This is a genomic window from bacterium (genome assembly GCA_014360495.1).
Lineage (GTDB): Bacteria > Armatimonadota > JACIXR01 > JACIXR01 > JACIXR01 > JACIXR01.
Window position 1 is genome coordinate 128,823 of the sequence record JACIXR010000001.1, and the last position, 13,858, is coordinate 142,680.

The window sequence follows — 13,858 nt, forward strand, 5'->3', positions numbered from 1 at the left end:
TGAATTTCACTCAAGCACGAGCTCGCCTAATCTCGTAAGCTGGTGAAAGTCGTTAGTGAAATTTGGGCTCCAAGCAAGGAGTTCCCGTAGTTTTAAATCGTCAAGAGTAAAGGAGGCTCGGTAAAAATTAGCGTAGAGCCTTTGGCTTTTCTCCACGCCCTTCAAGTTCTTTAATGGAAGGGCGATTGAGACTATCCAGCGGTCGGGTAGGATATCCGACTTTACCCTCGCCTCGCTTTTCCATTCCCTCATTCCCTGTCTAATGTCCTCATAATAAAAAGAAGCAGAACGCCCATCGGGAGCGATGCCTATCTGATAGTAGGGAGCGTCCCTCTGCTCAGCGAGGAATATCTCCCAATCATCGCCCGTCCATATATCCTCGTCGTTTCTTAGCCTCTCCGTTGGAAGCCTTTCCTCAAGCCTTATGTAAAGATATTCCTCGTCCTTGACCAACCTTGCTTCTAGCTTCCTCTCCGTCGGGTAGCCCTCAACTGTATACCATTTATCCAAAACAACAGCGTTATCCCAATTTACCTTATCCAAATCCCCACCACAAGATGGAATGGAGGGAATGGAAATTTTGGGAGGTCCTTCTGCCCTCACCTTTTCCCTCTCTGGCTCAAGTGCCCTCTTTTTCTCCTCAATCCCTTTCTTCCTCAAATACATCTCCCTTCCCTCCACCATATATTGCCAAACCCCCTTCTCAAATAGGGATACCCTCTTCTTCTCAACATCCGTTTTCGCCAGCCTTTTTGCCTCCTCCATCAATCTGCCGAGCTCTCTCATCCTTTCCTCTGTTCCCAAATAACCCCAAGCCATCTCTTCCGTTTGATGGAAATGTCGTTTCTCCTTCTGAACATATTCGGGGTAATTCGCAGGGTCGCCGTAAATTTTCTCAATCAATAGATACATCTTCTTCATCGGCTCGCTGGCTGAGCCATAATAGCGGGAGAAGAATTCGTCAAGGAGCTTGTCAACATTTATATTTGGGTCATCAAGGAGTTTGAGGGTTACATAGGTGTCAACTTGCTCGCCCAAGCCGTTCAGGAATACTCCCCTTATTCCATCCTTAGCGAACATCTTGTAATATTTGCTTGCGGTGTGAGCGAAGAAGCCCGGGAAGCAATGGAACCCGCCGTTCATAGCTATCTCCTCGGGGAAGCAATAATAGAGCCACAGGTAAAATCTTCTCCCCTTCTCCTTAGCTATCCATTCCTTATATAGATTCAAATCGTTATCTCTCATAGCCGGGGCCCAGAAGTTCCGAATGTGGAGGCACATTTGAACGGATATATTCGGCAGGAGCTTGACTCTCTGGGGATGATATGCATATTCCCAATAGGCGAGGGTGGCGATGAACTTTTTGGGATGAGATTTCGCTATCTCTCCCGCCACTTTATTTACGAAATTGAACCAGTAATCGCTGGCGTATCCATTTGAGAAGAAGGCGTTTCTCCTCTCGGGGTCAAGTTGACTCTGGCATTCCTCGCATTTACACCATAAATTGTTGTCCATTGGGACGAGGGCGAAATAATCCCCTGCCGCAAAGGCGCCGGGATGAGTGCCCTTCCCATCAAAGAAATCTCTTGCGTCCTGAACCACCTGAGCTATGAAGCCGGGATGGGAGTAGCACATCTGAGGTGGTTGCCCCTCGTAGCCCTTTGCGAAGAACTCCGGATGGGTTTTTAGGAAGCGGTCGTAGAAGCCGTAGAAGGAATGATTGCAGGCATATTTCTCTCCGCCGACCTTGTGTCTTGCCCAGAATAGGTTCATTTCCCTTTGGCTTGGGTTGTCCCAGAGGGTCTGGACGATACCGAAGGCAAAGGGAGGCCATAACCCACGATAGAGAAATGTCGGTCTTCTCTGGATGTTCTGGGGTTTGACCGCAAGAGTCTTCTTTTGAGGATAATAAATCATGTCCTCCTTGGGTCCATACCAGCGGACATCGCAGAAGCGTTCAAAGAAATCGTGGACCGCGTAGGATGTTCCCTGGTCGGTAAACATATCGGGCGGGTTGACAGGACGCTCCAGGCGAATTCCCCTTGCGTCCTTGGGCAATCCTTTCCCTTCGTCTAAATGGAGAAGGAGGAGAGTGTTGACATCGGCTTGATAAGGTTTATCGGGTAGGGAGGGGCTTCTGGCTATATTGGAGATACGAACTTCGTCTATTCTGCCGGAAAAGGCGTTGCCGACTCTATTCTGGCTAACATCAGGCAGTCCGCCTATGAGGAGGGTTGCGCCATTGCAGGTTGTTTTCTTATAATCAGCTGTCCCCTGGCTTTGACCATCAATGAAAAGCTCCATTTTGTTCTGAGAAGCGCTATAGGTGGCTAATATGTGGTGCCAACCGGGAGGCAGTTCAGAGGAAAAGATGCAGTGCCCATTTTCGCCATCATAGGTTATATAGCGGATGCGATTCTGCTCCCATCTGCCTATGATGTGATAAGTCCAAGGATTTGCCCCATCCAGACGGATGATGGTTCCTTCACCCGCTTCCTGTGGTTTCTCCTCCAAGTAGACCCAAACTTCAAACGAACCCTCCTCATCGTTGAAATTGAAATCGTCAATACAGAGCGTTCCCTTGGAAGAGAAGGAGAGAGCCTTCCCGAATTTGCCCTCATCCCAGCTGATATCTCCGAAGATGCGGATGTTATCGGAGAATGGAATTTTTTCGTCCTTACCCAATAAAACGATAGAATCGGGGTAGAAGCGGATTATATATTCCTGCTCCTTGAGGTTCTCAGATTTTATCCCCAGCTTCCTCGTGGCTTTGCTTTCCCCTATGTAAATCTTATTTCCCTTTACATTCTCGTCTTCAAAAGCTATAGGGAGGAGGGCGCCGGTGATTTTCTGGATATGATAGCGGAAGTCCCATACGGCGAAGGCGGTGGAATGATTCATCTCTCTCGGAACGACGATAGTAGCCATTGGCTTTCCCTCTTTTACGATTAGGAAATCAGCGGGATATAGATTTAGGGGAAGAAAAACGAGAATAAAAAAGAATAAAATAACATAATCTTTCGTCACAAAAATCACCCCTTAGCAGAATTTAAATTTTTTAGAAAAAATCAAAATATTCTCTTCTTCCTTCTTCCTCCGCTCCCTTTCAAATAAATATTTCTTCCAATCGTCCTGCCGATGATTTTGTTAATTCCCCTGCGGGCGATTCTTGATGGGTCCCCAGAGCGCAAGGCTTCAAAATCGTTCGCCATTCTGGCGAGCCTGTAAAAGAGGCGAGAGAGTTTCATTATTTGACACCTCCAAGTTTGATTTTAGATAAATTCGGAAATTTATTCAAGATAATTGGAGGTCAGGTTTTGTTGTTGAATTAGAAAAGCCAAATTCAATTTTAGATTTATTCATGCTTCAAGACCGAGGGTCATTCATTTATTTTAACGAGACTATCGCCCAAAGCCCTAATCCATCAATTTTAAAGCTCACTTTGTCTTCCCCTATATTTAAATTGATTTTCTCCGCTGGACGCCCGGGGATATAAACCATCGCTTCCTTCGGCGTTTTCTTGAGGGCTTTTGAGAGCAATTTTAGGCTTATTGATATCTCAACATCTGCTGGACGCACATCGTCTTCCTCCAAATGATAATCCTGATTTAGGATATGGCAAACAACGGGAGCGTTCGCCTCTTTTGGTTTATAGCGGAGGGAAACCCTCACTTTGTCACTTCCCGATACCTTTATTTCCTCTCGGAAGGTTTTTGGCAAGCCCTCTATCCCATTCCATAGAATTGCGTTACCCTTGAAGGAACTTAACTGTTTCTTAACTTTATCTGGCAGGGAATTCTTACCAAATATTAAAAGCTCGTATTGCGCGACCTCTCTCTTGTTGATTTCCATTCCCAGGCTTGGTTCAGCGCATAGGATGCTGAAGGGGATATTTTCTTTCAGAAGTTCCATTCCCACTTTTTGGATATCGTTGAAATTATCTGTCGTGTAAACTAAGGCGATGTCCGAAAGGGATTTATAATCGTCAAACAACTTGGCATTTTGGCGAACGAACTTGTAGAGAAAGGCGAAGTCGGATGGCTTGCCCTCCCACCAATGGGTACCTTTTTCCTGGGTATAGCACCATTGATTATGAGGCACCATAAAGAGGCTGCCGAAAGCATAAGCTTGAGCAATCCAGGTTCTCACAAGACCTGGTTTATTATTTTCCGCTACCCAAGCCCAATCATAGCCACCGGCGGTTGCCGATTGTCTTTTGCCCAACCCCTCTACAAGGCGGAAGACAAAAGCCGGTTCAATTGGAACCTTACAACTGCTTGCGTGATGTTCCATTTCTCCGCAGAAGAAATCAATTAAGGGGGCGACGACAAGTGCTTCCGGTGACGATGCGCTTGAATTAACGCTGCGTAGAAGGGGTTTACCTCTCAACTTTTCCGCGTATTCAAATATAGATTTCACGACTTCCAACATCTTCTCAGTTTGAAATTTCTGATACAACTCGCCCAAAGGCAATTGAGACCTTTGTTTTCGCCAACTCTCAGCGGTTACCCCTTTGCTTTTTAGAAACGATTGGATATCAAAGTTGTCAATATCATCTATTCCCATTGATTTTAATTCCTCTTTTGAGAATCGCTTCTTCAGCCATAGGCGGAAGGATTCTTTACAATGTTTACAGAAGCAGCCGCCAAACCAGGCGGAACAAGCGGCTGTGCCGCGCCAATCGTCAATATGTAAGCCGTCAATGGGGGCTAGGCAAGCCCTTTCCACTTGGTCCTTTAGATATCTCTGATAGTCGGGGCTGTTAGTGCAGAACCAGTAGGCAGGATGTCCCTTATGCTTATGGTCCCAAAGCCAGGGGACAGTTATCGGGTTCCTATCCAAGTCCCTGCAGACCGAATCCATAAAATTATCTGGGTAAAAATCTATGAAGCCGCCGAAAGCGACGACGAAATCAACGCTCCCGCAGTAAAGCAAACCCCTACGATGAGCTTCCTCTACGACCTTCCTAAACCAAGCGACATCTCTTTCGTTTTTAGAGCGCGCTCTGCCCGCCCAGCCCACAACCGTGCCCGAATAGACATCGTATAGGCTTGGGTCCTTTGGGAAATACATAAAGACAACATCGCTCGCCTTGAGTTTTGGTCTTTCTGAAAAGGATAAGGAGGACATCAAGAGGAAAGAGATATAAAACAAATTAATTCCTTTGGATGAGAGAATGAGGCATTTCATTTAAAAATCACCTCTTGTCATTGATAAATAATAGAGAGCGCAATCCAAGGTTAGGTCCAATTCAAGGCCATCTCTCATCAAAGTTCTGCCATTAATGAGCTCAATGGGCTTTCCGGGATTAAGCAAATCCCTTACATAATAATCCTCATTCGGAATAATTCCTCTCAATTTAACCCTTCGCTGTATCGGTTCGTTGGGCATACGGAAGGCGAAGATGACGCATTCCTTTTTATCTTCGGAGACGAAGCTGATGACCTCGCCTTCTTTTGGGTTAGCGGGTTGAGGGGTTAAGGGATGGAAATCCTGAACCAAGAGGTGGCGAATCCTTTTGTATATCTCTATCAACTTCTTGATTTCTGAGCTTTGTTCTTTGCTCCAAGATGCGACATCTCCATCTATTGAAAAGGCACCTACCATTCTGGAGAGGAAATCAATCGCCCTTTTCCCTTCTTTACTGCCGAGAGAATTGGGAACGGCGCTATTCAGAAGGTTTGCAGGCAGAAATCTATTGCCTCCGCTCTGCATAAATCTGCAGATATGTGGGTCCTCAGTATGGTCGGAAATCCAGATTGTATGAGCTCTCTTGAGAGTCCCCAAATCTATCCGTCTTCCTCCCGAGGCACAGCATTCAATGAGGAGGTCAGGATGCCTTTTCATAAGTTCGTCCAAGACCCGATAGAGTCCTTGGACATACTTGAATTGTATCTTTCCCGTCTTATCAATATGTTCCCAGAAGGGTTTAGGTCCGATGTTGTAATCGTAACGAATCCATTTTAAACCAAGTTTCCTCACCCATTGGCTTATTATCTCAATTACCCCATCCTGTGTTTCCTTTTTTGAGAGATTTAAATGAAGATACTCCTCGCCGATATCTATGAACCAATCTGGATGTTCCCTCACCATATCGCTTTCCCTATGAGCTCTTTCTACCTCAAACCACATACCAAATTTCATTCCCTTGGAACGAACATATTCCGCTAAACTCTCTATTCCCGAGGGGAATTTTTTATCATCTATCCTGAGCCAATTTCCTACACCTCTGCTGAATTCGCCTCCCGGACCACATCCCGCATACCAGCCGGCGTCCAATACAAAATATTCTATGCCCAACTCGGCACAGCGGTCAGCTTGCTTTTTCAGAAGCTCCTCATCAAAATCACAATGTATGCCGAACCAGTGGTCATAGCTTACCGGTGGTATGGGTGGATTGCCGTTCAATTTAGGGCAATGGAATTTATAAAGGTATCTGCGGAAGGCGTTGCCTGCTTCATCAAAATCGCCGGAGAAGAAGACGATGTGCAAGGGGGGTAGGGTAAGCGTTTCCCTTCCCTTCAATACGAGCCCAGATACAGGTATGCCCACGATGAGAGAGACAAAGGGGTAAGTCAAGCCCATATACCAGAGACCTGACCATTCCATAGCGGTAATCAAGCCTGCTTCATTCATCGCAAGGGCTAAAAATGGGAGGTATTTGTTTGAAGAGCGACCAGCTGGTCCTGATTCAATCATCATGGGCTCGCTTGCAAAATTGAGAAGTTGAAAAGTGTGTTCCTTGAAAGCGGGTGAGGGGTAGAAGCCGTAGGTCAGACCTCCACCCATGTAGCGAAGATACACGGGATGCTTTGGATTGGACCAATGGAGGAAAAGGGGTTGAATTGCGGAAATTGGTGGGGAGGGGAAATCGGCGTTATTTCGCAGGGCAATGTATATAACCGCAGAATTGTAATCAGCATTCAAGTTGATATCCATTTGGGCAGAGAGATAATCCCAGTTTCCCTTCCCTTTGAAGCTGATATTCCATCTATTTCCATCTCTATTCTCGGTCAGCAATTCCCAATAGATAGGCACTCCATCATAACCTATGATTTGCCATCCAAAACCTTCAGCTAACGCCTCAGTAAGAGGTTGGGGAATGACCGGCTCTAACCAATTTTTAAACATATTCACTCACTTCCTTTCCTGGCGGATATTAAGGAGAGAGCCAAGCTTGTCAATTCTAAAATATCTTCCCTCAATGGATACCTCCCCAGTCCAATCAAATTGGGGGAGGGCGAAAACGATTGAGTGTTCGTTCTTTTTGAAGGGCACGAGGGTTAATTGTGCATCTTTCATAGGGTGGCAAAGGACATTAACCCCGGAATTTTTCAGGATTTTCAACAATTTATCAAGCTTGGGCAGCGGAACGGAGGGAAAGCTCTGTGTGCAGATGAGGCGGGGAGGTGTGTTCCCTTTATCTTTCAATCTGAAAACCTCACCCAAGCTTTCCCTACCGATGGATTCCTCAAAACGATGGCTTAGTTTGGGCAAAGAACTTGGTTCAATTTTTCTTCCAGTCATATCGTAGAGGGCAAATCTTCCGGAGCTAATCAATTTAACCCCCGCCAGTGAGGCTTTTCTTAAAGCCTCAAGGGCTTTATATGTTATATAGGCGCAGTCGGGAATTATGACTGCTTTATATAAGGACAAATCAGCCTTTTCCAAGGCGTGAATTGTATAGATATCTGGGCAGATTCCAGCCCTCACGAGCAGCTTATACCATCCCATAAAATCGGCGTAGTCGTTTGGTGGTTGAGGGAGATAGGGGTAGAGCGGCATTCTCGGCTGAACGAGAGCTACCTCGCATATCGGTTTGAAACCCTTAAGAAGCGAGGCGGTCTTTTTCACTCTGTCAATCATCCTTTTCAACGAATCTATGCCAAGCTCTGAATAATTGTAATCAGGTGTTCCATACCAGCAGTAATATTGGATTCCGCTTTCGGAGCCAGAATGTTGAAGAACGGAGAGGGAGGTTCTTGTCAAACCATCTTCCCCCAAATATGTCCCTTTCGTAAAGTCAAGAAGGTCAATAGCCCAAATTGGCTTTCCGTAGCGGCGGACGGAGTCAATCGCCGCTGTAAGGGAATCAAAATCTCCTTCGGCTGAATTTATCTGCATTCCCAGAATTGTTTGATGTTTCGCGTTCTCAACCCAATAATCAAGCGCTATAGCGACATCTTGGGCGTAATCCCACTCAAAGGGATTTGCGAAAGCGAAGGTAAGATAACTTAGCACAGGGCGATTCGGGTCTGCTATTTGGCATTCCTCCGCCATCCAATCTATGAATTGGGCGAAGTTCTCAAAACGATAGTTGAACCAGTCATCTATCATAGCAAGTGGAAATTCGGGGTTTCCTTCAAGGGAAATCTTTGGTTGGTAGGTGATGCTCATTTCCCCTCGCGATTTCCATTGATGGGAAAGGTTTTCACTCTGCTCAACTGACCAAGCTATGAAGACCCATTTACCCAATGCAGGGTCAAGAAAGGGGTTGGGGGCAACGTCGTTCCCTTCTTCGTCAAATATGCGAATGGATTGAAAAACTACCTTTCCCGTTCCCATTAACTTCATTAGGAGCCAGGCTTTAGCGGAGGAGGAAGGAACGGTCAAACTGAATTTAATAATTCCTCTGCCGTTGGATTGGATGAAAGGAGGGCTCCAATCGGACTTAAAGGGTTTAGGGTTATCCTTTGAAAGCCAAGCCACTTCAAGGAAAACTTCTCCTATCAAGTTTTCCGTACTCAATTCAAGATAGAAAGTTAGCTTTTCGCCTGGTTTGACATTTATATGGCTCTCCTCATTTGTTGCCCAGCAAATGTCGCTGTAGGCGCTGGCGGGCATAAAACACCCCTGTGGCTCTCTTCCAACTCCAAGAGGATAGAGAGTTGGTGGTTGGATTTCCTGCCAGTCTTTAAATCCAGTACCCCAGCTGTCGTTTAGCGCTTTCAGGGAAGGATATTTATTCCTCAACCATTCTCTGAAGCCATTTTTGTCGCACTTGGAATAAGAATAAAGAATGGGATGCCACCATTCGCAGCCGTTGCTGTAGCCGTAAATGTATTCAGCGTATTTGTGATGGGAGAGATAGCCAATCGTGTTGCGTATGAAGCGGGAAAGATATGAGCGGTAAGTTTCCGATTGATATGAAGGGTCATCTATTATATCTCCTTTAGCTGAACACATGGTTTCCCCTTGACTTTTCAGCTTTTCCACAAGCCAGCGGACACCGGCCGCATGGGCTGGCCCAGCTTCCATCAGATAGACGAGTTTTATTCCCGTTTCCTTAGCCCATTCAAGCTGTCTGTCAAGGAGCGAGAAATCCCATTTATCCTCCTCTGGTTCTATCAATGCCCAGGGGGCTCTCACTATGCAGACATTGGCACCAATGCGGGGGATTTGTTCATCCTGATGAACGATAAGCGGGTAGTGGGAGACGAAGCCGATTGGGTAGTCAACATTAAACGGTTGGGCAAGAAGCAAATCACATAAGAAAGGAATAAGCAAGTTTTTCACTTGGCGAGGAAAGGCGAAGTTTTTCATCTTTATTTCGTTACCCCTCCATTTCTATTAAATCATAATCCTCTATTTTGGGAACCGAGAAAACTATCTCGCCATCTTTCATTTTAAAGGGCAAATCATTATGCCCTACAAGGGAGCGAATTCTCTTTATTTCTCTCTCTATTCTGAGCTTGATTTCAATATCATAACAGGGGAGAATTCTTTGGATGGGTCTTTTCATCTCGGAGGTGAAATTTATAAGATGGAGATAGAGGCGATTGTCTTTGCCTCTTAATGAGATTTCCAAAGAGGAGGGGGCGTTCTCCAATACGATAATATTTTTGCTTAGTTTTGAGACGATATTTTTGAGGATTTTGTAATACTCAGGGAAGCGAAATGAAAACAGGGATTCCCCAAATGTCCCAGCGATGTATAACGATGTGCCTTTGCCATATCTGTTTTCAATTAAGAAAGGGTAGGGGGATGGTCTCGGTCTACCGGCATAGCAACCTGGCAAGGGGGAGCAAAAGAAAAGGATTGGTTTGGCTATCGTTTCAACTTTTAAGCCATAAAGGGGAGCGAATATGAAATCCTGCTCAATATCTTTCAAAGAAAAGTGATTTTCATTTGTAGGGACTACATAATCCCACCTGAGCGGACCGAAAACCTCGCCCACATCCTTTACACCGAAGACATCTTTCAAAGCGAAGCTTTTCATCTTCATCCCGTAGTCGTATAGTGATGTCTCAAAGGACGAGATGATATTTCCTCCATTTTCAACAAATTCCTTGATAGAGTTTATTTCCTCTTCATTAAGAGAAGTAACATTGGGAAGTATGATGAGGTCGTATTGGGAGGAGTTCAGATCGCGGATAGCCTCTTCGTCTATGACATCGAAGGGGAAATGGTTTCTGCATAATCCGTCGTAAAAGCCGAAGAACTCTTTCCATAGGTCGCCGGCTTTCATCGGCTTGGCTTCCTTCGTGAAATCGGTAAGTGGGACATATGAGCCTGTGTAATAATCGTTTGACCTTTGGGGCCATACTAAGGCTATGCGGGCTAAGGATTTCGTTGCGTAGAATGGCTCTGGATTATCCTCTATCAATTTGTTGAACTTTTTGATGACCGCTATTTCTTCGGGATGCTTTAGTGGGTCGCTACAAATGGCGAGCCAAACCTGGGCGCCGTGAGATATGGTTTGGCTGTAAAGTAGGCTTATCTCGCCGGGAGGGAGCATTGAGAAAGCCCAAGGACCTTGCTTGGCTGCATCAAAGATGACGGTGGGTTTGCCTTCGGCTTGTGTCTCCAAGAGCTTTGCGGTAGCTCCTGGTTTGTAGATTGGCTCCTCCAATCCACCATAGAGAAAACCGCCTTCCGCTCCAAGGATATCCGTTTCCTTTATAATCTTCCGATTGTCTCTACCTGTTGCCCAAGTGGGGGCGAGGGGATTGCCGTTCATATAGAGGAGGATTTTGGGATTTATCTTCTTCAGGATTTCGTTGCTATCTCGCAAGAATCTCGCGATGCTATCAGTTTGAAACTCAATTAGCTCTTTCCAACTTTGCTCTTCTCGGGACGAGGTTAAATGGGTTTTGGAGGGAATCTCCTTTCCATATTTCTCCTTGAAAAGCCTCCTACAGTTCTCACAATAACAGGTATTGGCGAAGAATATAGGTCCATCAAAAAATACGCCATCAATTTCGTAGGAGGAGAGGATTCTAAGGGCATGAAATACTTCTTCTCTCCAACCGCTATTTACACAGAAAGACGAATCCACGCCGTAGACATCCTCAATAGGATTGCCGTCTTCCTTAATCTGTTGCCATTCCGGGTGCTTTCTCGCATAGGTGAGCTCCACATCGTGAACATTATAATAAATGATAACCCTTATGCCATGGACATGTGCTTCCGAGAGATAATCTTTCAAGGTATCAAGGGTCACTTTTTCTCCCGGGAAAAGTTCACGGTCATCAATAAAGGCTACTCCGGGGAAGATTGTGGGGTCAGCGAAGCGGGTAAGATGTTCAGCATCTGCTCCCAATTCCCTAAGCAATTGCATCTTTTTCCCAAAATGGTAGCCTTCCTCAAGCTCTATAATCTGCAAAGGACCTCCTTCCCACCATCTATGAGGAATTTCCAAGCGATATCTGTCTTTCATAACTATCAACCTCCTTTGCCATATATTAAGATTAATGGATTTAGTTGACAACGATTTTCACGATAAAGGATACACTCGCCTTAAATGAGCAAAAAGCGATATTTGAAAAGGAATTAATAAATTAAAAACATGATAATTCCTAAATTCTCGTTGACTTCTCTTGATAGTGTCGGATAATTTAGAAAAAAGGCGGTGAGAGAGATGAAGATATCCTCTTTTCTCCCATTGACATTTATCCTTGTTCTTTTTATCGCTTCTGAAGGCGATGCGTTGTCTCAGGCAAAGGGCTATTTAGCCCTCTATGTATCGCCATCCGGCAACGATGCCTGGTCGGGCAAGATTTCCGCTCCAAATGCGAGGAAAACCGATGGACCTTTCGCCACGCTTGAGAGGGCAAGGGACGAGATAAGGAAATTGAAGAGGCAGAACCGTCTACCCCAAAAGGGAGTGATAGTTTATCTTCGCAAGGGAACCTACATCCTTTCCCATCCCTTCCAACTAACGGGTGAGGATTCGGGAAGCGCTAAAGCACCCATCATTTATCAAGCTTATAGGGGAGAAAACGTGAGGATAGTGGGAGGAAGGGAGATAAAGAATTGGACATTAGTAAAAGACGAGAAAATACTCTCCCGTCTTCAGGAAAATGTAAGAGGTAAGGTATATCAGGCGGACCTGAAAGAGATAGGGATAGCCGATTTTGCTTCTCCCGCAGGAGGAGGATCGGAGCTCTTCTTCAACGATAAGCCGATGACCCTGGCTCGCTATCCGAACGAGGGCTTCATTTATGTTGGGGATGTCGTTTCCCAGGGGAAGTTCCATTATGAAGATGAGAGGGTGAGCAGATGGACTGATGAGAAGGATGTTTGGTTGGAGGGGTATTGGTATTTTGATTGGTCTGACCAAAGGCACAGGGTGAAGTCAATTGACCCCCAAAATAAGACGATAGAGGTTGAGCCTCCCTATCACCACTACGGGTATCGTAAGGGGCAGTGGTTCTACGGATACAATCTTCTATGCGAAATTGATTCTCCTGGAGAATGGTATCTTGATAGAGAGACGGGCATTCTTTATTTCTATCCGCCCTCGCCCTTGGATAAGGGAAAGGCTTTTGTCTCCTTGATACCTAACCTTGTGGAGATGAAGGATGTTTCAAATGTCACATTCAAGGGGTTGACTTTTGAGGTGGCAAGGGGGGACGCAATAAGGATTGAAGGAGGGGAGAATGTTGAAATCACCGATTGTCTTATTCGCAATGTTTTCGGCTGGGCGGTGGTCATAAATGGAGGGAAGGAGAACAGGGTGATGAATTGCGAGATATATGAGACTGGACGCGGTGGGATATCCTTGAATGGCGGTGATAGGAGGACTCTTACGCCGGCGAGGCATTTAGCGGAGAACAATCACATCCACAATTACGCTCGCTGGCATAGGATGTACAATCCCGCTATATCCCTAAATGGGGTTGGGAATATCGCTCGCCACAACTTAATTCACGATGCGCCCCATCAAGCCTTCGGGTTCAGTGGCAACGACCACATTATTGAATTCAACGAGATTTATCGGGTATGTTTAGAATCAAACGATGCGGGTGCGATATATTCGGGAAGGGATTGGACCTGGCGAGGAACGATAATTAGGTATAATTCTTTTAGAGATATAAATGGGTTTGAGGGGAGGGGATGCGTGGGAGTTTATCTTGATGATGCCCTTTGCGGAACGATTATCTTCGGGAATATTTTCCAAAGGGTGACGAATGCTGCGTTCATAGGTGGAGGGAGGGACAATGTAATTGAGAACAACATATTCATTGACTGCAATCCAGCGGTGCATATAGATGCAAGGGCGATGGGTTGGATGAGATATCATGTTGATGATACATTAAAGCCGAGGCTCTCAAAGGTTCCCTATAGGGAATCGCCTTGGAAGGAGCGATATCCTCAATTGGTGAACATTTTGGAAGATGAGCCGGAGAAACCAAAGGGGAACATCGTGAGGAGGAACATCTGTGTAGGAGGGAGGTGGCTTGATTTGGAGGAGGTTGCTCGCCCTTTCATTACTTTTGAGGACAATTTAGTAGGTGTAGACCCGAAATTTGTTGACATGGAAAATGGAGATTTTCGGCTCCGCCCCGATTCCCCTGCTTTGAAAATCGGCTTCAAGCCGATTCCTTTTGAGAAGATAGGTTTAAAAAAGAGATAA

At 45.6% G+C, this 13,858-nt stretch carries 7 protein-coding genes; 1 reads left to right on the forward strand and 6 read right to left on the reverse strand.

What is annotated here, in order from left to right; all coding sequences use genetic code 11:
• Positions 1-6: 6 nt before the first annotated feature.
• The 6 genes from H5T88_00565 to H5T88_00590 form a co-directional block, all read right to left on the reverse strand.
• A complete protein-coding gene (locus tag H5T88_00565; protein ID MBC7328829.1) occupies positions 7-3,027 on the reverse strand; it encodes a DUF4838 domain-containing protein in 3,021 nt (1,006 codons plus the stop codon).
• A 41-nt stretch (positions 3,028-3,068) separates the two neighbouring features.
• Positions 3,069-3,248, reverse strand: coding sequence for a hypothetical protein (locus H5T88_00570; protein ID MBC7328830.1), 180 nt, complete (start codon positions 3,246-3,248; stop codon positions 3,069-3,071).
• Between the two features lie 139 nt (positions 3,249-3,387).
• A complete protein-coding gene (locus H5T88_00575; GenBank protein MBC7328831.1) occupies positions 3,388-5,190 on the reverse strand; it encodes a beta-galactosidase in 1,803 nt (600 codons plus the stop codon).
• The gene (locus tag H5T88_00580) at positions 5,191-7,131 is read right to left on the reverse strand and encodes an alpha-galactosidase (protein ID MBC7328832.1); all 1,941 of its coding nucleotides are present in this window, start codon (positions 7,129-7,131) and stop codon (positions 5,191-5,193) included.
• A 6-nt stretch (positions 7,132-7,137) separates the two neighbouring features.
• Positions 7,138-9,543, reverse strand: a complete 2,406-nt coding sequence (locus H5T88_00585; GenBank protein ID MBC7328833.1) for a beta-galactosidase — start codon at positions 9,541-9,543, stop codon at positions 7,138-7,140.
• Between the two features lie 10 nt (positions 9,544-9,553).
• On the reverse strand, positions 9,554-11,659 hold the full coding sequence (locus H5T88_00590; protein MBC7328834.1) for a beta-galactosidase trimerization domain-containing protein: 2,106 nt from the start codon (positions 11,657-11,659) through the stop codon (positions 9,554-9,556).
• Positions 11,660-11,860: 201 nt separating this feature from the next.
• Between H5T88_00590 and H5T88_00595 the strand changes: the two genes are divergently transcribed.
• Positions 11,861-13,858 (forward strand): right-handed parallel beta-helix repeat-containing protein, encoded by a 1,998-nt coding sequence (locus H5T88_00595; protein ID MBC7328835.1) that lies wholly within the window; start codon positions 11,861-11,863, stop codon positions 13,856-13,858.

Excerpts from the sequence above, each read along its gene's own strand:
- H5T88_00580 (MBC7328832.1), bottom strand. The coding sequence starts at position 7,131 with ATGTTTAAAAATTGGTTAGAGCCGGTCATTCCCCAACCTCTTACTGAG.
- H5T88_00575 (MBC7328831.1), bottom strand. The coding sequence starts at position 5,190 with ATGAAATGCCTCATTCTCTCATCCAAAGGAATTAATTTGTTTTATATC.
- H5T88_00585 (MBC7328833.1), bottom strand. The coding sequence starts at position 9,543 with ATGAAAAACTTCGCCTTTCCTCGCCAAGTGAAAAACTTGCTTATTCCT.
- H5T88_00570 (MBC7328830.1), bottom strand. The coding sequence starts at position 3,248 with ATGAAACTCTCTCGCCTCTTTTACAGGCTCGCCAGAATGGCGAACGAT.
- H5T88_00595 (MBC7328835.1), top strand. The coding sequence starts at position 11,861 with ATGAAGATATCCTCTTTTCTCCCATTGACATTTATCCTTGTTCTTTTT.
- H5T88_00590 (MBC7328834.1), bottom strand. The coding sequence starts at position 11,659 with ATGAAAGACAGATATCGCTTGGAAATTCCTCATAGATGGTGGGAAGGA.